The sequence below is a fragment of the Burkholderia sp. MSMB1826 genome (assembly GCF_001526325.1).
Taxonomy (GTDB): domain Bacteria; phylum Pseudomonadota; class Gammaproteobacteria; order Burkholderiales; family Burkholderiaceae; genus Burkholderia.
Window position 1 is genome coordinate 154,993 of the sequence record NZ_LOYN01000043.1, and the last position, 20,400, is coordinate 175,392.

A 20,400-nucleotide genomic window follows, 5' to 3' on the forward strand; every position below is an offset into this window, starting at 1 on the left:
GATGGAAGATGGTGTTCAGGAATCTGACGATTCGTGCGCGCATCGGTTTGACGATGGCGTTTCTGGCGGTACTGCTGGGTGTCACCGGCGTACTCGGTCTGTACGGCATGACGCGTTCGAACGATTCGACGCGCGAGATTTTCACGAACCAGATGCCGAGCGCGGTCGACGTGTCGGTCGCGGAAATGTTCGCCGCGCGCGAGCGCCTCGCCCTCGACCGGGCGGCACTGCTGGCCGGGACGCCCGATTCCGCGGCTGCCATCGAGCGCAGCCGCGCGATGCGCACGCAATCCGACGCATGGTGGCAGAAGTACCTCGCGCTGCCGCGCGGCGCCGAGGAGGATCGCCTCGCCCAGGACGTCGCCGCCCGGCGCAAGGTGCTGCAGGATGCCTGCGACGCGTTCGCGAGCGCGATCGGCACGGGCGATCGCGACCGGATCGGCGACGGCGCGAAGCAGCTGCAGGCGCGCTATAACGAACTGGCCGTGGCCGGCGAAGCGCTGCGCAACTTTCAGTTCACCGATGCGCAGGCGCGCTTCGATCAGGCGGAATCGGTGTTCGAGACGATGCGCGTGCTGTCGATCGTCGTGCTGCTGGCCGGCATCGGTGCCGCGGTGCTGTCGTGGCTGACGCTGAGCCGCGCGATCGGCCGCCCGATTGCCGATGCGCTGTCGCATTTCGACGCGATCGCCGCGGGCGACCTGCGCCGGCCGATCGTCGTCGACCGGCGCGACGAGATGGGGCAGTTGCTGGAAGGCCTCGCCAGGATGCAGCGCGGGCTCGTCGACACGGTGCGGACCGTGCGCGGCGGCAGCGAGTCGATCGCGACCGCGGCTCGCCAGATCGCGGCCGGTAACATCGACCTGTCGTCGCGTACCGAGGAACAGGCCGCTGCGCTGCAGGAAACCGCGTCGAGCATGGAGCAACTGACCGGCACCGTGAAGCAGAATGCGGACAATGCGCGCCAGGCAAGCTCGCTGGCCGCGAATGCGTCCGACATTGCAAACAAGGGTAATACGGTGGTGGGCCAGGTGGTCGGCACGATGGGCGAAATCAACGACAGCTCGGCGAAAATCGCGGACATCATCACGATCATCGAGGGAATCGCGTTCCAGACCAACATACTTGCGCTGAATGCGGCCGTCGAAGCCGCGCGCGCGGGCGAGGAAGGCCGCGGCTTCGCGGTCGTCGCCGGCGAAGTGCGCAGCCTCGCGCAGCGTTCGTCGAGCGCGGCGAAGGAAATCAAGGCGCTGATCGACGCGTCGGTGGAGCGTATCCGGATCGGCTCGACGCTGGTCGACGAAGCCGGGCGCACGATGAACGACGTGATCGGCGCGGTCCAGCGCGTGACGGACATCATGGGCGAGATCGCGGCGGCGTCCGAGGAGCAGAGCGGCGGGATCGACCAGGTGGCACGCGCGGTCGCGCAGATGGACGAAGTCACGCAGCAGAATGCGGCGCTCGTCGAGGAAGCCGCCGCCGCCGCGCAGTCGCTCGACGAACAGGCGACGCGCCTGCGCGAAACGGCGGCGGTATTCCAGCTCGACGACGAAGCGGCGCGTGCGGACACCGTCGTTGCGGCGGCGCGGCACGCACCACGCACGCCGTCCGCGCCAGCGGCGGCGCCGGCACAGGCTGCCGCGCGCATCGAACGCGATGCCGCGCCGAAGCGCGCGGCCGCCGCGATGCCGGCGCGCAAGCCTGCCGCCATATCGGCTGCGCCGGCGCCCGCGCCGGCCGCCGCGAGTGCCGGCGGCGACGACTGGGAGACGTTCTGATCCGCGTGCGCCGCGTATCTATCCCCATTTGGTGACGAACGACGCCCGCGCTCCGCGGGCGTCGTCGTTTCTGCGACTGGCCGAATGTGACAACGCGGACGATCGATCGGGCACAGGCACGTGCATCGCGCATCGTGCGTGACGGACCGACGGGTTCGCGCGGATGCGCTGCGTGCACGTCATGTTCCCGCGTTCACCGTACGGGTATGTCCGTAAGGGACTGCAAAAAAAGTTGTAACGGTGCGGGCGGCGTGTCATCGCACGCGGCCGCTCGAACGTATAGGGATGAAGGGGAGAAGTGGGGGCGTCGGCGGCGTCCAACGCACGAGCCGTTTCGATGTTCGACGAGACGCGGCGGATGCAGTTTCTGCGGCTCGGGAAGTCGATTGTAAAACGACGAAATGCGTTGTCCAAGCGGTGTTGTCGAGAATGACGAACTTCATACGAAGAGTTCGTGAAAAAAAATAAGAAAGGGTTTAGGATGAATTCGAACGCGCTTGCTTCTGCGCAGTCATACGAAGGCAGGCACGTCTTCAGACTCAGGCGAGGGAGGTAGCATGGATATTTACAGCAGCTTCGCGAACCGCTTCGAAAAAACGCGAGAGGAAGAGCTCTCGCTGGAGGAGTATCTCGCGCTCTGCAAGAACGATCCATCCGCGTATGCGACGGCGGGTGAACGCATGCTGGAAGCAATCGGGGAACCTGAACAGATCGATACCCGCAACGACCCGCGCCTGTCGCGGATCTTCGCGAACAAGGTCATCAAGGTGTATCCGGCATTCCGTGAGTTCTACGGAATGGAGGAGGTGATCGAGCAGGTGGTCGCGTATTTCCGCCACGCTGCGCAAGGTCTCGAAGAGAAGAAGCAGATCCTCTACCTGCTGGGCCCGGTGGGCGGCGGCAAGTCGTCGATCGCCGAGCGTCTGAAGCAACTGATGGAGCGCGTGCCGTTCTATGCGCTGAAGGGCTCGCCCGTCAACGAATCGCCGCTCGGGCTGTTCGACTACGACGAGGATGGTCCGATCCTCGAGGAACAGTACGGCATTCCGCGCCGCTACCTGAAAAGCATCCTGAGTCCGTGGGCCGTCAAGCGCCTGCACGAATACAACGGCGACATCCGCCAGTTCCGCGTGGTGCGACGCTATCCGTCGATCCTGCGGCAGGTCGGCATCGCGAAGACGGAGCCGGGCGACGAGAACAATCAGGACATCTCGTCGCTGGTCGGCAAGGTCGATATCCGCAAGCTCGAACAGTACGCGCAGGACGATGCCGACGCATACAGCTACTCGGGCGGCCTGTGCCTCGCGAACCAGGGCCTGCTCGAATTCGTCGAAATGTTCAAGGCGCCGATCAAGGTGCTGCACCCGCTGCTGACCGCCACGCAGGAAGGCAACTTCAAGGGCACCGAAGGCTTCGGCGCGATTCCGTTCGACGGCGTGATTCTTGCGCACTCGAACGAATCGGAGTGGAAGGCCTTCCGCAACAACCGCAACAACGAGGCGCTGCTCGACCGGATCTTCGTCGTGAAGGTGCCGTACTGCCTGCGCGTGTCGGAAGAGATCAAGATTTACGAGAAGCTGATCCGCAATTCGTCGCTGGCCGAGGCCGTATGCGCGCCGGGCACGCTGAAGATGATGTCGCAGTTCTCGGTGCTGTCGCGGCTGCACGAGCCTGAGAATTCGAGCCTGTTTTCGAAGATGCAGGTGTACGACGGCGAGAATCTGAAGGACACCGATCCGAAGGCGAAGTCGTACCAGGAGTATCGCGACTACGCGGGCGTCGACGAAGGGATGACCGGCGTATCGACGCGCTTCGCGTTCAAGATCCTGTCGCGCGTGTTCAACTTCGATACGAGCGAGGTCGCGGCCAACCCGGTACACCTGATGTACGTGCTCGAACAGCAGATCGAACGCGAGCAGTTCCCGCCGGAAACCGAGCAGAAGTATCTGTCGTTCGTGAAGGACGTGCTCGCGTCGCGCTATGCGGAATTCATCGGCAAGGAGATCCAGACGGCGTATCTCGAATCGTATTCGGAATACGGGCAGAACATCTTCGACCGCTACGTCACGTATGCGGATTTCTGGATCCAGGATCAGGAATTCCGCGACCACGACACGGGCGAGAGCTTCGACCGCGCCGCGCTGAACGCGGAGCTGGAGAAGATCGAGAAGCCGGCCGGGATCAGCAATCCGAAGGATTTCCGCAACGAGATCGTGAACTTCGTGTTGCGCGCACGGGCGGCGAACGCCGGCAAGAACCCCGTGTGGACGAGCTACGAGAAGTTGCGCGTCGTGATCGAGAAGAAGATGTTCTCGAACACCGAGGAGTTGTTGCCGGTCATTTCGTTCAACGCCAAGGGTTCGGCGGAGGAGCAGCGCAAGCATGAGGACTTTGTGAACCGGATGGTCGCGAAGGGCTATACGCCGAAGCAGGTGAGGCTGCTTTGCGACTGGTACCTGCGCGTGCGCAAGTCGTCATGACACGCGCGGTATCGTGCCCGGACGGCGAGTCCGCCCGGGCGCTTTCAGAGGCGCCGCCCGCATGACGGCAGACGGCATGCGCGGCGAGTGCCCCGGCAGATCGACTTTCGAGCGGGAGACCGGGAGTGCTTCATCAAATCATCGACCGCAGGCTGGCCGGCAAGAACAAGAGCATCGCCAATCGCGAACGCTTTCTGCGTCGCGTCAAGAACTACATTCGTCGTGCCGTGTCCGACGCGGTGCGCGACCGTAGCATCAAGGATATCCAGAGCACGCAGAGCATCACGATCCCGCGCAAGGACATCGCGGAGCCGAATTTCCGGCACGCGCCGGGCGGGCGTCGCGAATACGTGCACCCCGGCAACGAGGACTACGTGCGCGGCGACAAGATTCCGCGTCCGCAGGGCGGCTCGGGCGGCGGCGGCAGTCAGGCGAGCAACGAGGGAGAAGGGCAGGACGACTTCGTGTTCGAGCTGTCGCGCGACGAGTTCATGCAGTACTTCTTCGACGATCTCGAACTGCCGCGCCTCGTGAAGACGCACCTGCTGACGGTGCCGAGCTGGAAGAACGTGCGCGCGGGCTGGTCGGCGGAGGGCACGCCGAACAACATCGACGTCGTGCGCTCGCTGCGCAGCGCGCTCGGCCGGCGCATCGCGCTCGGCTCGCCGCTCGTCAACGAGCTGCGCGAGCTCGAGGCGCGGCTCGAAGCGCTGAAGAACGACACCGAAGACCGCCGCGCGGAAATCGCGACGCTCGAAGCCGAGATCCATCACCTGAAAGGGCGCATCTGGCGGATTCCGTTCATCGATCCGTTCGACCTGCGCTACATCAACCGCGTGAAGCAGCCGCAACCGTCGAGCCAGGCCGTGATGTTCTGCCTGATGGACGTGTCGGGCTCGATGGACGAGCAGCGCAAGGATCTCGCGAAGCGCTTCTTCATCCTGCTTTACCTGTTCCTCAAGCGCAACTACGAGCGCATCGAAGTGGTGTTCATTCGTCACCATACGCGCGCCGAGGAAGTCGACGAAGATACCTTCTTCCATTCGACCGAAAGCGGCGGCACGGTGGTGTCGAGCGCGCTCGAACTGATGCGCAAGGTGATGAACGAGCGCTACTCGCCGACCGAGTGGAACATCTACGGCGCGCAAGCGTCCGACGGCGACAACTGGACTGACGATTCGCCGAAGTGTCGCAAAATCCTGGAAGAGGATATTCTCACCAAGACGCGTTACTTCGCGTATATCCAGGTCGCGCCGGAAGAGCAGAATCTGTGGCTGGAATACGCGCAACTGGCCCTGTCGCAACCGCATCTCGCGATGAAAAAAGTGGAATCGGCTGCGGACATTTACCCGGTGTTTCGCGAATTGTTCGAAAAGCAGGTGGAAATGTCATGACGACCCGCCATCTGCACAACGAGTCGCGCGGCTACGAGCCGCGCTCTTCCGGCGACGACACGGCCGGCCCTGCCGCACCGCAGCAACGCGTGCAGGCCGAACCGCCGCCGCCGGCCGCCGACTTGCCCGGTTCCGGGCAAAAGGAAGCGCGTATGAACGTTGCCGAACGCAAGCCACTGCCGTGCCCGTCCGACTGGACGTTCGAATTGCTCGAGGAATACGACACGCACATCTCGCAGGTCGCCGAACAATACGAGCTCGACATCTACCCGATCCAGCTCGAGCTGATCAGCGCCGAGCAGATGATGGATGCGTACGCGTCGGTCGGGATGCCCGTCAACTACCGCCACTGGTCGTTCGGCAAGCACTTCCTCGCGACCGAAAAAAGCTACCGCCGCGGCCAGATGGGCCTGGCCTACGAAATCGTCATCAATTCGAACCCGTGCATCGCGTATCTGATGGAAGAGAACACGATGACGATGCAGGCGCTCGTCATCGCGCACGCGGCGTACGGGCACAACTCGTTCTTCAAGGGCAACTACCTGTTCCGGCTGTGGACCGACGCGCACGCGATCATCGACTATCTCGTGTACGCGAAGAACTACGTCGCGGAATGCGAGGAGCGCTACGGCCTCGATCGCGTCGAGGAACTGCTCGACTCGTGCCATGCGCTGATGAACTACGGCGTCGACCGTTACAAGCGGCCGCAGAAACCGTCGCTGTCGAAGGAAGCGGCCCTGCGGCGCGAGCGCGAGGCGTACCTGCAGTCGCAGGTCAACGAACTGTGGCGCACGCTGCCGGGCAAGAAGCCCGAGCTGACGGAGGAGCAGGAAGACCGCTATCCGCCCGAGCCGCAGGAGAACCTGCTGTATTTCGCGGAGAAGAACGCGCCGCTGCTCGAACCGTGGGAGCGGGAAGTAATCCGCATCGTGCGCAAGATCGGCCAGTATTTCTATCCGCAGCGGCAGACGCAGGTGATGAACGAAGGCTGGGCGACGTTCTGGCACTACACGCTGCTCAATACGCTGTACAACCAGGGGAAGCTGGAAGACGGCTTCATGATGGAGTTCCTGCATTCGCACAGCAACGTGGTCTACCAGCCGCCCGTCACGAAGCCGTACTACAGCGGGATCAACCCGTATGCGCTCGGTTTCTCGATGATGAGCGACATCCGAAGGATCTGCGAAGCCCCGACGGAAGAGGACTACAAGTGGTTTCCCGAGATCGCGGGCACGCCGTGGCTGCCGGCGATGCACTATGCGATGCGCAACTTCAAGGACGAGAGCTTCATCGCGCAGTATCTGTCGCCGAACCTGATTCGCGAGATGCGGCTCTTCTCGGTGCTCGACGACGACATGCGCGATTCGCTCGAGGTATCGGCGATCCACGACGATTCCGGCTATCAGTACGTGCGGCAGGCGTTGTCGCGGCAGTACGACATCCATCATCGCGAGCCGAACATCCAGGTATGGGCCGTCAACACGCGCGGCGACCGTAGCCTCACGCTGCGTCACTTCATGACCGACAACCGTCACCTGTCGAACGACAGCGAGGAGGTGCTCAAGCACATGGCGCGGCTCTGGCAGTTCGACGTGTATCTGGAAAGCGTCGACGAGGCCGGCACCGTGCGCAAGCGCTACGAATGCCGCTACGTGCCGCCGGAAGTGCGCGTGTGATCGTCGCCAAGCGAAAATGTTTGCATCGGACGCCAGCCTGAGGGCTGGCGTTTTCATATGACGAACGCGCGGCCGGAGAAAAATTTTCTACATCCGGACGAACCCGGAGCGCTTGTTACTTTACATTTCGCTAAAATCCCGTAGCGCCGTGCGCCGGAACCGGTGCCACGCGCGACCGCACGCGGCGGCCCAGCCGTCTCGCCCAGAAAGCACTAAAAGGAACAGACCAACCCATGGACGTCCAGACCGACCAAGCTGCGCTGTCCGCGCATGACACCCGGCGGCGCGTGTTCGCCATCGTCGGCGCCTCGTCGGGCAACCTCGTCGAGTGGTTCGACTTCTATATCTACTCGTTCTGCGCGCTGTACTTCGCGCCGGCATTCTTCCCGAGCGGCAACACGACGACCCAGCTGCTGAACACGGCGGGCGTGTTCGCGGCCGGCTTCCTGATGCGTCCGATCGGCGGTTGGCTGTTCGGCCGCATCGCCGACCGTCACGGCCGTCGCACGGCGATGATGATCTCGGTGCTGATGATGTGCGGCGGCTCGCTCGTGATCGCGGTGCTGCCGACGTATGCGCAGATCGGCGCGCTCGCGCCGGCACTGCTGCTGGTCGCGCGCCTGTTCCAGGGGCTCTCCGTCGGCGGCGAATACGGCACCAGCGCGACCTACATGAGTGAAGTGGCGCTGAAGGGGCGGCGCGGCTTCTTCGCCTCGTTCCAGTACGTGACGCTGATCGGCGGCCAGCTGTGCGCGCTGCTGGTGCTCGTGATCCTGCAGCAGACGCTGTCGGCCGGCGAGCTGAAAGCATGGGGCTGGCGCATTCCGTTCGTGGTCGGCGCGGCGGCCGCGCTGATCTCGCTGTACCTGCGCAAGTCGCTCGACGAAACGTCGACGAGCGCATCGCGCGACAAGAAGGACGCCGGCACGATCCGCGGCGTGTGGCAGCACAAGGGGGCGTTCTTCACGGTGGTCGGCTTCACGGCCGGCGGCTCGCTGATCTTCTACACGTTCACGACGTACATGCAGAAATACCTCGTGAACACGGCCGGCATGCACGCGAAGACGGCCAGCAACGTGATGACCGTCGCGCTGCTCGTCTACATGCTGATGCAGCCGGTGTTCGGCGCGCTGTCGGACAAGATCGGCCGCCGCACGTCGATGATCCTGTTCGGTGCGTTCGCGGTGATCGGCACGGTGCCGCTGATGCATGCGCTGAAGGACGTGACGAGCCCCGTGGCTGCGTTCGTGCTGATCACGGTCGCGCTGGCGATCGTCAGCTTCTACACGTCGATCAGCGGCCTCATCAAGGCCGAGATGTTCCCGCCGGAAGTGCGCGCGATGGGGGTGGGTCTGTCGTATGCGGTCGCGAACGCGATCTTCGGCGGCTCGGCCGAGTACGTCGCGCTGTGGTTCAAGTCGATCGGCAGCGAGGAAACCTTCTACTGGTACGTGACCGTGCTGTGCGCGATCTCGCTGATCGTGTCGTGGCGCATGCGCGATCCGAGCAAGGAAGGGTATCTGCGCCACGAGCCGTGATCGGATGCGCGTCGCGCGTACTTGCACGATGACGAACGTCCGGTCGGTTTGCGGTTTTTTTGCGGCGTGTGATGACACGTGCGGCGAAATCCGCTGTTCGACCCGGCACGTGCCGGCACGAGCGTGCCGCGTCATATCGATATGGAAATCGATTCGTTGTCCGCGGCGCGCGATTTCCTTAATCTGACTGCGTAGTTCGTGTGACACCTCCTTGACTGGGATTCGCGCCCGCTGCTTGCAGCGGGCGTTTTTTTATGCGGCAGCGCGTGCCTGCAGCCCGCGCGCCTCATCACGAAACCCGCAGAGCAAAGCACCATTTGTTGGTTCGAATTCGCCGCGCGCGCTGATACGTTAGCGGCTTCGCGACGACACACTTCGTCGCGATGTTCTTCGAACCGTGCCGCCGCGCGATCCGCGGCGGCCTCCATAACAAATCAGGTCGTGCTCATGAAAATCAACACGCTCGCTACGTGGCTCATCGGGGTCGCGCTCGTTACCGCAGGCACCGTCGCGCATGCGGACCGTCTCGACGACATCAGGAAGGCCGGCGTGCTGCGCGTCGCGACGTTCGACAGCAATCCGCCGTTCGGCTATGTCGACGCGAAAAGCAACCGCATCGTCGGTCTCGACGTCGATTACGCGAAGGCGTTGGCCGACAAGCTCGGCGTGAAGCTGCAACTGCAACCGACCAACCCCGCGAACCGCATCCCGTTCCTGACGTCCGGCAAGGTCGATCTCGTGCTCGCGAATTTCACGATCACCGACGAGCGCGCGAAGCAGGTCGACTTCAGCATTCCGTATTTCTCGTCGGGCCAGCAGTTTCTCGCGAAGAAGGGCGTGCTGAAATCGGCCGACCAGTTGAACGGCCTGCGCGTCGGCGCGGACAAGGGCACGACCAACGAGATCACGCTGCGCGAGAAATTCCCGAAGGCGACGATCGTCGCGTACGACGACACGCCGTTCGCGTTCGCCGCGCTGCGCGCCGGCAACGTGCAGGCCATCACGCAGGACGGCCCGAAACTGATCGGCCTGCTCGCGAACGTGCCCGACAAGCAGAACTACGAGATCCCGGCGTTCACGATCTCGAACGACTACATGGGCGTCGGCGTGCCGAAAGGCGAGACGCGCCTGCTCGGCTTCGTCAACGACACGCTGAAGGGGCTCGAGGCGAGCGGTCGCGCCACGCAGATCTACGACGCATGGTTCGGGCCAACCACGAAAACGCCGCTCACGCGCATTTTCCGTATCGGCGACAAGACCTGAGCGGTCTCGCACGTGCGCCGCGACCGGCCTGAACATCGGCCGTGCGGCGCTTTTTGTTTTCATCCGAACGTGCGCTTCGTGCGCGCGCCACAGCATGCTCGGGTTGGCTCCCAAATATCTGTCCTGGCTATGGCAGGGCTTCCTGCTGACACTCGGCCTCGCGGCCGCGTCGGCGGTCGCCGCGACCGTCGGCGGGCTACTGCTCGCCGTGATGCGGCATGCGCGCGGCAGGGCGCCGCGCGCGGTCGCCGCCGCCTACGTCGTCGCGTTCCGCAACACGCCGCTGCTCGTGCAGTTGCTGTTCTGGTATTTCGGCGTCGCGTCGTTGCTGCCCGATACGTGGATCGCGTGGCTCAACGCGCGCCATGCGGCGAGCGTGGGCCCGTTCACGCTCGCGTGGCCGTCGTTCGAATTCGTCGCGGGCTGGGTCGGCTTGAGCGCCTATACCGCGGCATTCGTCGCCGAGGAATGCGAGGCCGGCCTGCGCGGCGTGCGACGTGCGCAACACGATGCGGCGGCCGCGCTCGGCCTCACGCCGATGCAGTCGCTGCGCTACGTGGTGCTGCCGCAGGCCGTGCGCATCGCGCTGCCGCCGCTGTTCGGCCAATACATGAATCTCGTGAAGAACTCGTCGCTCGCGATGGCGATCGGCGTCGCCGAGCTGTCGTATGCGTCGCGCCAGGTCGAGACCGAAACGTTCAAGACGTTCGCCGCGTTCGGCGTCGCGACGTTGCTGTACGTCGCGGCGGTGGCCGCGATCGAGGCCGGTGCGTATGCGGCCACGCAATGGCGCGACCGGCTCGGAGCGGGGCGCTGACGATGGATCTTTCGCTGCTCGTCTCCAATTTGCCGTACCTGCTCGTCGGCGCGTTCCCGGACGGTCCGCTCGGCGGCGCCGCGCTGTCGCTGGTGCTGGCGCTCGCGTCCGCGATTGCGTCGGCCGGGCTCGGCGTGGCGCTCGGCGTCGCGATGGCGCTCGCACGCGGTCCGGCGCGCGTGCTGCTGCTCGCATTCATCGGCTTCTTTCGCGCGATTCCGGTGCTGATGCTGATCTTCTGGACGTATTTCCTGATGCCCGTGCTGCTGCACATGGACGTGCCGGGGCTCGCGACGGTCGTGTGCGCGCTGGCGCTGGTCGGCGGCGCGTATCTCGCGCATGCGGTGCATGCGGGGATCGTCGCGGCGGGCGACGGGCAATGGCAGGCCGGGCTGTCGCTCGGCCTCACGCGTTGGCAGACGGTGCGCTACGTGCTGCTGCCGCAGGCGATCCGGATCATGACGCCTTCGTTCGTCAACCAGTGGGTCGCGCTCGTGAAGGACACGTCGCTCGCGTATATCGTCGGCGTGCCGGAACTGTCGTTCGTCGCGACCCAGGTGAACAACCGGCTGATGGTGTATCCGGCGCCGATCTTCCTGTTCGTCGCGGCGATCTATCTGGTGCTGTGCACGTCGCTCGACGGTGCGGCGCGTTGGTTGCTGTCGCGCCGTCCGAGGGCGCAGCGCATTGCGCAGGCGGCGGAGCGCACCGAACCCGCGCGGTGACGGCATGCCGCCCGATGCAGGCGGCGGATTTCCGGTGATGAAGATAGGTGGCCGCGTCGCCGCTGGTCGAGCGGCGACGGGCGTGAGCATGCTGCTGTGGTCGCGGTGCGCTTCTTGGCGTGCGTGCCGGCGTTCGCGCGTCAGGACGCGCTGTAATGCGTATCGAACACCGCGCGCAGCGTCGACGAACCGGTCGCGAAATCGCCCCACAGCGGCCCGTCGTTCTGCGCGAACGCGAACGGCGTCGTACTGATCGACGCGAGGCGCAAGCGCCATTGCGCGGCTTCCTGGCGGAACGCGGTGAGCTGCATGTCGGACAGCGCCGTCTGCGCGCTCGCGAGCGTGACGAGCGGATCGACCGGCTCGTTCGCGACTCGCACCTCGAAATGCAGGTGCGGGCCCGTCGCGGCGCCGGTCATCCCGACCGAGCCGATGCGCTGGCCTTGCTTCACGGTTTCGCCGACCTTCAGCCCGCGCGCGAACGCGGACAGGTGCGCGTAGTAGGTCGAATAGCCGTCCGCATGATCGACGATCACATAGCGGCCGTAGCCGCCCGGATCGGTGCCGACGAACGACACGATGCCGTCGGCGGCCGCATCGACCGGCGTGCCGCTGGGCGCGGCGAGGTCCACGCCCGTATGGAACGCCATCGCCTGCGACAGCGGATGGATGCGCTCGCCGAAGAACGAGCTGATGCGCGTCCACTTGACCGGCATCGTGAACGCGGCAGCTTCGAGCGGCGAACCGTCGAGCGTGTAGTACGCGCCATGCTCGGCGCCCGGCGCGCGGAACCAGATCGCGCCGAACGTGCGGCCGGCGACGCGCAGCTCGAGCGCGGTGAGGCGCGGCGTGCCGTCGTTCGTGTCGAACGCGATGCGGTAATAGTCGCCGCGCTGCGCACTCGCGCGCATCGCGACCTTGCCGGTGACGAGATCGCCGAGCTGGATGCGCACTTCGGGCGGCACGTCGAGACGGTTCAGCGTATCGGACAGCGTGAGCTCGATGTCGCCCGCGCGCAGCCCGTGCCGGGGATCGGGCGACGCGAACTGGAACAGGCTCGCGTAGCCGAGCATGTCGTTGCGATGCGCGCTGAGCGGCGCGAACAGGCCCGGCTGCAGGCTGCGATCGGGGCGATCGACGTGTTCGTTGCGCTCGCCGATCGTGCGGGCGAGCTCGCTCGTCACGAAATGCTGCGCGGTGGGAAACGGCGTATCGGACAGCACGCGCTGCGGCAGCGCGGCCGTGCCCGAATCGACGGCGCCCGGCAGTTGCGACACGGCCGGCAGGGCGGCGGCGAGGCCGAATGCGGCGAGCGCGCCGAGCACGGCGGCCGGCACGAGCGCGCGCACGGCGCGCTGCGCGCGACCGGGCGCGGCGGCATCAGGGGTTGCGACGGACTTGACCAAGGTGTCCACATCCAGGAAAGCGGTTCAAAGGGGTGTGGGCGAGGGCCGCCGGCGGCACATCGTCGAACGGCGACGGGGCGGGCGGCGGGCGTGCAACAAAACAGGCCCCGCCAGGGGCCTGTGTCGTTTCCGTTCGACCCAACGCGCGGGGCGGGCCCGCTTCGAACGGCGGCGTGCATACCGGGTCGAACCCGGTTATCACGCAGACGCTAAAGAAAGATGACAGCGTCAGTCTACCGATGTTCCGCGAAACGTTAAAAATTTTAAAGGGGGTCGGTTCGTTCGTTTCGTACTGCGGTAAATCGGGTTAAATCAGCATTTGTTACGATGATTTTGGTCGGTCAGGCAATTTTTGCGTGCGGCGGCGCAGAGCGGCGGAGGTGCGGACGGCGTCGAAGCCGGCATCGAGCATCGCCTCGGCGTCGTTCCACAGGTTGCCGCGCAGCCGGTTGGTCCAGATCATCGACGCGAACACGCCTTCGAGCAGCGACACGAGATAGACGGCGGCCAGATGCACGTCGAGATCGGCGGCCACTTCGCCGGCCGCGATCGCGCGACGCAGCAGCGCCTTGGCGATGCGCAGCATCTGCAATTCGAGCAGCATGCGGCGCCGCTGCAGCGCACCGTTTTCCTCGCTCTGCTCGCACTTCGTATAGAGAATCACCAGCACGCGCTGCATCGGGCCCGGCTCGCCGCATTCCTGCAGGTAGTGCGACGCGGCGCGCCGCAGCGTCGCGAACGGCGGCAGGCCGTCGCCCGCGTCGAAGCCTTCGGAGGTGCGTGCGAACGCGCGGTCGCACATCGCCAGACACACTTCCATCTTGTTGCGGTAGTGGCCGTAGACGGCGCCCCGCGACATCCCGGCGGCCTCGGCGAGGTCCGCCATCGCGGTTTGCGCGACGCCGCGCTCGAGCAGCACGAGCTCGGCGGCGTCGAGGATCCGGTGCTTGATGGCGAGCGATTCTTCCCGGGTCTTGCGGGCCATGTCGTGAAATTCCTTACAGTTCGCTGTCGTTTTATTGAGACAAAGTGAGCGCCGGATTGAGGCGGCCTGTATTTAATCAGTCGTGACTGATTATAATCGGCCACCCTGAGCCGCCGCATTGTATCGGCGGCGAGTGATCCGAGGTCAGAACATGAATAACAAACGCACCCTGTGGCGCCGCCTGCGGCTGGCGCCGTTCGCGCTCGCGGCCCTGCTGGCCGTGGCCGGATGCGGAAAGGGCGACAAGAACGCCGCGCCGGAGACCGCGAAGCAGGCCACCGTCGTGACGGTACGCCCGACAGCCGTGCCGATGACCGTCGAACTGCCGGGCCGGCTCGACGCATATCGGCAGGCGGAGGTGCGCGCGCGGGTCGCGGGCATCGTCACCGCCCGTACCTACGAGGAAGGCCAGGAAGTGAAGCAGGGCGCGGTGCTGTTCCGCATCGATCCCGCGCCGCTGAAGGCCGCCCGCGATGCCGCGCAGGGCGCGCTCGCGAAGGCGCAGGCCGCCGCGCTCGCGGCGACCGACAAGCGCCGCCGTTACGACGACCTCGTGCGCGATCGCGCGGTGAGCGAGCGCGACCACACCGAGGCCGTCGCGGCCGACACGCAGGCGAAGGCCGAGGTCGCATCCGCGAAGGCCGAACTCGCGCGGGCTCAGCTGCAGCTCGACTACGCGACCGTCACCGCGCCGATCGCGGGCCGCGCACGGCGCGCGCTCGTGACCGAGGGCGCGCTCGTCGGCCAGGACCAGGCGACGCCGCTCACGACCGTCGAGCAGCTCGATCCGATCTACGTGAACTTCTCGCAGCCGGCCGCCGACGTCGACGCATTGCGTCGCGCGGTGAAGAGCGGGCGCGCGACGGGCATTGCGCAGCACGACGTCGCGGTGACGCTGCTGCGCGCCGACGGCACCGCGTATCCGCTGAAGGGCAAGTTGCTGTTCAGCGATCTCGCGGTCGATCCGACCACCGACACCGTCGCGATGCGCGCGCTGTTCCCGAATCCGGAGCGCGAGCTGCTGCCCGGCGCGTATGTGCGGATCGCGCTCGACACGGCGGTCGACCAGCGGGCGATCCTCGTGCCGCGCGACGCGCTGTTGCGCACGACCGACCGGACGTCGGTGCGCGTGGTCGGCGCGAACGGCAAGGTCAAGGACGTCGAAGTCACGGCCGACCAGATGAGCGGCCACGACTGGCGCGTCACGCGCGGCCTCGCGGGCGGCGAGCGCGTGATCGTCGACGACGCGGCGCAGTTCGCGCCCGATACGGTCGTCAAGCCCGTCGAGAAGGCGCCGCCGTCGAAGGCGGCGCCGGCAGCGGCCGCTTCGCAGGCGGCCGCCCGTCAAACCTGACCGGTTCAAACCAACATGGCACGTTTCTTCATCGATCGCCCCGTCTTCGCGTGGGTGATCGCCATCTTCATCATGCTGGGCGGCCTGTTCGCGATCCGCGCGCTGCCCGTCGCGCAGTATCCGGACATCGCGCCGCCCGTCGTCAGCATCTATGCGACGTACCCGGGCGCGTCCGCGCAGGTCGTCGAGGAATCGGTGACCGCGCTGATCGAGCGCGAGATGAACGGGGCGCCGGGGTTGCTGTATACGTCCGCGACGAGCAGCGCCGGAGCGGCGTCGCTGTACCTGACGTTCAAGCAGGGCGTGAACGCCGATCTCGCGGCCGTCGAAGTGCAGAACCGGCTGAAGACGGTCGATGCGCGCCTGCCCGAGCCGGTGCGTCGCGACGGCATCCAGGTCGAAAAAGCCGCCGACAACATCCAGCTCGTCGTGTCGCTGACGTCCGACGACGGCCGGATGACCGACGTGCAGCTCGGCGAATACGCGTCGGCGAACGTCGTGCAGGCGCTGCGTCGTGTCGAGGGCGTCGGCAAGGTGCAGTTCTGGGGCGCCGAATATGCGATGCGGATCTGGCCCGACCCGGTGAAGCTGGCCGGGCACGGCCTCACCGCGTCGGACATCGCGTCGGCCGTGCGGGCGCACAACGCGCGCGTGACGATCGGCGACATCGGCCGCAGCGCGGTGCCGGACAGCGCGCCGATCGCGGCGACCGTGTTCGCGGACGCGCCGCTGAAGACGCCGGCCGACTTCGGCGCGATTGCGTTGCGCGCGCGGGCCGACGGCTCCGCGCTGTTCCTGCGCGACGTCGCACGCATCGAATTCGGCGGCAACGACTACAACTATCCGTCGTACGTGAACGGCAAGGTCGCGACCGGGATGGGCATCAAGCTCGCACCGGGCTCGAACGCGGTGGCCACCGAGAAGCGGGTGCGCGCGACGATGGACGAGCTGTCCGCGTACTTCCCGCCGGGCGTGACATACCAGATTCCGTACGAGACGTCTTCGTTCGTGCGCGTGTCGATGAACAAGGTCGTCACGACGCTGATCGAGGCCGGCGTGCTGGTGTTCCTCGTGATGTTCCTGTTCATGCAGAACCTGCGCGCGACGCTGATCCCGACGCTCGTCGTGCCGGTCGCGCTCGCGGGCACGTTCGGAGTGATGTACGCGGCCGGCTTCTCGATCAACGTGCTGACGATGTTCGGGATGGTGCTCGCGATCGGCATCCTCGTCGACGACGCGATCGTCGTCGTCGAGAACGTCGAGCGGCTGATGGTCGAGGAGGGGCTCGGGCCGTACGACGCGACCGTCAAGGCGATGCGGCAGATCAGCGGCGCGATCGTCGGGATCACCGTGGTGCTGACGTCGGTGTTCGTGCCGATGGCGTTCTTCGGCGGCGCGGTGGGCAACATCTACCGGCAGTTCGCGCTGTCGCTCGCGGTATCGATCGGCTTCTCGGCCTTTCTCGCGCTGTCGCTGACGCCCGCGCTGTGCGCGACGCTGCTCAAGCCGGTGTCCGGCGACCACCACGAGAAGCGCGGCTTCTTCGGCTGGTTCAACCGCTTCGTCGCGCGCGCGACGCAGCGCTACGCGACGCGGGTCGGCACGATGCTGAAGAAGCCGCTGCGCTGGCTCGTCGTGTACGGCGCGCTGACCGCGGCGGCCGCGCTGATGCTCACGCAGTTGCCGAGCGCGTTCCTGCCCGACGAGGACCAGGGCAACTTCATGGTGATGGTGATTCGCCCGCAAGGCACGCCGCTCGCGGAAACGATGCAGAGCGTGCGCGAGGTCGAGTCGAGCATCCGCCGCGACGAGCCGACCGCCTATACGTATGCGCTCGGCGGCTTCAACCTGTACGGCGAAGGGCCGAACGGCGGGATGATCTTCGTCACGCTGAAGAACTGGAAGGAGCGCAAGGCCGCACACGATCACGTGCAGTCGATCGTCGCGCGCGTCAACGAGCGCTTCGCGGGCACGCCGAACACGACGGTGTTCGCGATGAACTCGCCGGCGCTGCCCGATCTCGGTTCGTCGAGCGGCTTCGACTTCCGGCTGCAGAATCGCGGCGGGCTCGACTACGCGGCGTTCAGCGCCGCGCGCGAGCAACTGCTCGCGGCGGGGCACAAGGATCCGGCGCTCACCGACCTGATGTTCGCGGGCACGCAGGACGCGCCGCAACTGAAGCTCGACATCGATCGCGCGAAGGCGTCCGCGCTCGGCGTGTCGATGGACGAGATCAACACGACGCTCGCGGTGATGTTCGGCTCCGACTATATCGGCGACTTCATGCACGGCACGCAGGTGCGGCGCGTGATGGTGCAGGCCGACGGGCTGCACCGGCTCGATCCGGACGACGTGCGGAAGCTGCGCGTGCGCAACGCGCGCGGCGAGATGGTGCCGCTCGCGGCGTTCGCGACGCTGCACTGGACGCTCGGGCCGCCGCAGCTCACGCGCTACAACGGCTATCCGTCGTTCACGATCAACGGCTCGGCCGCGGCAGGCCACAGCAGCGGCGAGGCGATGAGCGCGATCGAGCGGATCGCCGCGACGCTGCCGGCCGGCATCGGCCATGCGTGGTCGGGGCAATCGTTCGAGGAGCGGCTGTCGGGCGCGCAGGCGCCGATGCTGTTCGCGCTGTCGGTGCTCGTCGTGTTCCTCGCGCTCGCGGCGCTCTACGAGAGCTGGTCGATTCCGTTCGCGGTGATGCTGGTCGTCCCGCTCGGCGTGATCGGCGCGGTGCTCGGCGTGACGCTGCGGGCGATGCCGAACGACATCTATTTCAAGGTAGGGCTGATCGCGACGATCGGGCTGTCCGCGAAGAACGCGATCCTGATCGTCGAAGTCGCGAAGGATCTCGTGGCGCAGCGCATGCCGCTCGTCGACGCGGCGCTCGAAGCCGCGCGCCTGCGGCTGCGGCCGATCGTGATGACCTCGCTCGCGTTCGGCGTCGGCGTATTGCCGCTCGCGTTCGCATCGGGCGCCGCGTCCGGCGCGCAGAGGGCGATCGGCACGGGCGTGCTCGGCGGCGTGATCACGGCGACCGTGCTCGCGGTGTTTCTCGTCCCGCTGTTTTTCGTGATCGTCGGCCGCCTGTTCGACGTCGGCCCGCGCCGGCGCGGCGGGTCGCGGCCGGCGACGATGGAGGGTTCGCAACCATGATGTTTGCGCTGAACGTATGCGCCGCGCGACGGGCTCCGGTCGCGCTGGCCGCTGCACTCGCGCTCGCCGGCTGCTCGCTCGCGCCGCGTTACGAGCGTCCGGCGGCGCCGGTGCCGGCAAGCTATGCGCCGGTCGACGGCAGTACTGCGCCGGCGGCCGAACCGGCCGCGGCGCAGGATGCCGCGTTGCTCGACGACTGGCATGCGTATTTCACCGATCCGGCGCTGCAGGCGTGGATCGATGCGGCGCTCGCGAACAACCGCGACCTGCGGATCGCGGCCGGCCGGCTCGAAGAAGCGCGTGCGCTGTACGGCGTGCAGCGCGCGGACCGGATGCCGTCGGTCGATGCGCAGCTCGGCTATGAGCGCGCGCGCCAGTACGATCCGGTCGTGCGCGAAAGCGCGATCAGCGGACTGTATCGCGCGGGCGTCGGCGTCAGTGCGTACGAGCTCGACCTGTTCGGCCGCGTGCGCAACCTGTCCGATGCGGCGCTCGCCGAATACTTCGCGACGGCCGACGCGCAGCGCACGGTGCGCATCGGCGTGATCGCCGAAGTGGCCGGCGCGTACGTATCGGAACGTGCACTGCACGAGCAGCGGGCGCTGGCGCAGCGCACGCTCGATGCGCGCGAGCGGATCGCCGCGCTCACGCAACGCCGCTATGCCGCCGGCACGAGCGACGCGATCGAGCTGCGCTCGGCCGAGATGCTGGTCGCGTCCGCGCGCGCGTCGCAGGCCGCGCTGCAGCGCGAGCATGCGCAGGCCGTGCGGGCGCTGCAACTGCTGGCGGGCGATTTCGCGCGCAACGTGCCCGCCGACGCGACCGCGCTCGACACGCTGTCGATCGCGCCCGTGGCACCGGGCGCGCCGAGCGAATTGCTCGAACGGCGGCCGGACATCCGCCAGGCCGAGGCACGGCTGAAAGCCGCGAACGCGAACATCGGCGCGGCGCGCGCGGCGTTCTTCCCGCGCATCGCGCTGACGACCGACTACGGCTCAGTGAGCGACGCGTTCTCGAACCTGTTCGCGGCCGGCACGAGCGTGTGGACCTTCGCGCCGCGCATCACGCTGCCGATCTTCGCGGGCGGACGCAATCGCGCAAACCTCGACGTCGCGAACGCGCGCAAGGACATCGCGGTCGCCGAATACGAGAAAGCCGTGCAGACCGCGTTTCGCGAAGTGGCCGATGCGTTCGCCGCGCGCGACTGGATCGACCGGCAGCTTGCCGCGCAGCAGGACGTGTATGCGGCGGACGGCGCGCGGCTGAAGCTCGCGGAGCGTCGTTATGCGGGCGGCGTCGCGACCTATCTCGAACTGCTCGACGCACAGCGCAGCACGTACGAGTCGGGGCAGGAGCTGATCCGGCTCCGGCAGCTCAGGCTCGCGAACGCGATCGCGCTGTATCGCGCGCTCGGCGGCGGCTGGGCGCCGGCATCGGCGGAGGCCGCGGCTTTCGCGTGAGATGGGCGATGTGTTGCCTGGCGCCGCAGCGTGCCGGGCAACACGACGGCGGCTGCACGATTCGATGTGCGGTCGTCACTTCGACGGGGCGTGCCGCCCACCGTACCGCCTTGCGCCATCGGCGCTTCTTTTGCCGGCCCGCGCATCGTTCTCATCTCCCGGCCGCGCGCAGCGGCGGCTTCTGCTGCCGCCCGCATCCATAGACCCATCGTGTCGTCCGCCGGCGCAAGCACGTGCCGCGTCTCTTCGTTTCCCATTTCATCGAATCCGGCATGCCATGCGTGTTCCGGCGACCGCGCATGCTGCCGATTCCCGATCGGTAATTGACGATCGAATTAATCAATGCATTGGAAACAATCGCGGCGGCA

General features: G+C 66.4%; 13 protein-coding genes. 11 read left to right on the top strand and 2 right to left on the bottom strand.

What is annotated here, in order from left to right:
• The first annotated feature begins 8 nt into the window (after positions 1–8).
• From WS95_RS24470 to WS95_RS24505, 8 genes are all read left to right on the top strand, one after another.
• Positions 9–1,778 carry a methyl-accepting chemotaxis protein gene (locus tag WS95_RS24470; RefSeq protein WP_059826599.1) on the top strand — a complete coding sequence of 590 codons (1,770 nt, stop codon included), beginning with the start codon at positions 9–11 and terminating at the stop codon, positions 1,776–1,778.
• Between the two features lie 557 nt (positions 1,779–2,335).
• Complete coding sequence (locus WS95_RS24475; protein ID WP_027784391.1) at positions 2,336–4,258, top strand: PrkA family serine protein kinase; 1,923 nt, start codon at positions 2,336–2,338, stop codon at positions 4,256–4,258.
• Positions 4,259–4,383: 125 nt separating this feature from the next.
• On the top strand, positions 4,384–5,652 hold the full coding sequence (locus WS95_RS24480; protein ID WP_034207259.1) for a YeaH/YhbH family protein: 1,269 nt from the start codon (positions 4,384–4,386) through the stop codon (positions 5,650–5,652).
• Positions 5,649–7,328 carry a SpoVR family protein gene (locus tag WS95_RS24485; protein ID WP_034207260.1) on the top strand — a complete coding sequence of 560 codons (1,680 nt, stop codon included), beginning with the start codon at positions 5,649–5,651 and terminating at the stop codon, positions 7,326–7,328. Before WS95_RS24480 ends, WS95_RS24485 begins: the two co-directional genes overlap by 4 nt.
• A gap of 233 nt (positions 7,329–7,561) precedes the next feature.
• A complete protein-coding gene (locus tag WS95_RS24490; protein ID WP_034207261.1) occupies positions 7,562–8,866 on the top strand; it encodes an MFS family transporter in 1,305 nt (434 codons plus the stop codon).
• Between the two features lie 447 nt (positions 8,867–9,313).
• The gene (locus WS95_RS24495; RefSeq protein WP_059498964.1) at positions 9,314–10,129 is read left to right on the top strand and encodes an ABC transporter substrate-binding protein; all 816 of its coding nucleotides are present in this window, start codon (positions 9,314–9,316) and stop codon (positions 10,127–10,129) included.
• 94 nt (positions 10,130–10,223) lie between these two features.
• Positions 10,224–10,946 carry an amino acid ABC transporter permease gene (locus tag WS95_RS24500; RefSeq protein ID WP_059826600.1) on the top strand — a complete coding sequence of 241 codons (723 nt, stop codon included), beginning with the start codon at positions 10,224–10,226 and terminating at the stop codon, positions 10,944–10,946.
• A 2-nt stretch (positions 10,947–10,948) separates the two neighbouring features.
• Positions 10,949–11,671, top strand: coding sequence for an amino acid ABC transporter permease (locus WS95_RS24505; RefSeq protein WP_034207264.1), 723 nt, complete (start codon positions 10,949–10,951; stop codon positions 11,669–11,671).
• A gap of 140 nt (positions 11,672–11,811) precedes the next feature.
• On the opposite strand, the gene WS95_RS24510 is transcribed toward WS95_RS24505, so the two are convergent.
• Positions 11,812–13,077, bottom strand: a complete 1,266-nt coding sequence (locus WS95_RS24510) for a M23 family metallopeptidase (RefSeq protein ID WP_059826602.1) — start codon at positions 13,075–13,077, stop codon at positions 11,812–11,814.
• Between the two features lie 322 nt (positions 13,078–13,399).
• On the bottom strand, positions 13,400–14,062 hold the full coding sequence (locus WS95_RS24515) for a TetR family transcriptional regulator (protein WP_059826604.1): 663 nt from the start codon (positions 14,060–14,062) through the stop codon (positions 13,400–13,402).
• Between the two features lie 151 nt (positions 14,063–14,213).
• Here WS95_RS24515 and WS95_RS24520 point away from each other — a divergent pair, with 151 nt between their 5' ends.
• From WS95_RS24520 to WS95_RS24530, 3 genes are read left to right on the top strand one after another with little or no spacing between them, the layout of a single operon-like run.
• A complete protein-coding gene (locus tag WS95_RS24520) occupies positions 14,214–15,416 on the top strand; it encodes a MexX/AxyX family multidrug efflux RND transporter periplasmic adaptor subunit (protein WP_059826605.1) in 1,203 nt (400 codons plus the stop codon).
• A 15-nt stretch (positions 15,417–15,431) separates the two neighbouring features.
• Positions 15,432–18,572 (top strand): multidrug efflux RND transporter permease subunit, encoded by a 3,141-nt coding sequence (locus WS95_RS24525; RefSeq protein WP_059785658.1) that lies wholly within the window; start codon positions 15,432–15,434, stop codon positions 18,570–18,572.
• A complete protein-coding gene (locus tag WS95_RS24530; protein ID WP_059826774.1) occupies positions 18,572–20,032 on the top strand; it encodes an efflux transporter outer membrane subunit in 1,461 nt (486 codons plus the stop codon). Before WS95_RS24525 ends, WS95_RS24530 begins: the two co-directional genes overlap by 1 nt.
• The last annotated feature ends 368 nt before the right edge of the window (positions 20,033–20,400 follow it).

What these genes read in the sequence shown, in the direction of transcription:
- WS95_RS24520 (WP_059826605.1), top strand. Translation starts at nt 14,214, where the DNA reads ATGAATAACAAACGCACCCTGTGGCGCCGCCTGCGGCTGGCGCCGTTC.
- WS95_RS24490 (WP_034207261.1), top strand. Translation starts at nt 7,562, where the DNA reads ATGGACGTCCAGACCGACCAAGCTGCGCTGTCCGCGCATGACACCCGG.
- WS95_RS24500 (WP_059826600.1), top strand. Translation starts at nt 10,224, where the DNA reads ATGCTCGGGTTGGCTCCCAAATATCTGTCCTGGCTATGGCAGGGCTTC.
- WS95_RS24470 (WP_059826599.1), top strand. Translation starts at nt 9, where the DNA reads ATGGTGTTCAGGAATCTGACGATTCGTGCGCGCATCGGTTTGACGATG.
- WS95_RS24525 (WP_059785658.1), top strand. Translation starts at nt 15,432, where the DNA reads ATGGCACGTTTCTTCATCGATCGCCCCGTCTTCGCGTGGGTGATCGCC.
- WS95_RS24485 (WP_034207260.1), top strand. Translation starts at nt 5,649, where the DNA reads ATGACGACCCGCCATCTGCACAACGAGTCGCGCGGCTACGAGCCGCGC.
- WS95_RS24495 (WP_059498964.1), top strand. Translation starts at nt 9,314, where the DNA reads ATGAAAATCAACACGCTCGCTACGTGGCTCATCGGGGTCGCGCTCGTT.
- WS95_RS24505 (WP_034207264.1), top strand. Translation starts at nt 10,949, where the DNA reads ATGGATCTTTCGCTGCTCGTCTCCAATTTGCCGTACCTGCTCGTCGGC.
- WS95_RS24515 (WP_059826604.1), bottom strand. Translation starts at nt 14,062, where the DNA reads ATGGCCCGCAAGACCCGGGAAGAATCGCTCGCCATCAAGCACCGGATC.
- WS95_RS24475 (WP_027784391.1), top strand. Translation starts at nt 2,336, where the DNA reads ATGGATATTTACAGCAGCTTCGCGAACCGCTTCGAAAAAACGCGAGAG.
- WS95_RS24530 (WP_059826774.1), top strand. Translation starts at nt 18,572, where the DNA reads ATGTTTGCGCTGAACGTATGCGCCGCGCGACGGGCTCCGGTCGCGCTG.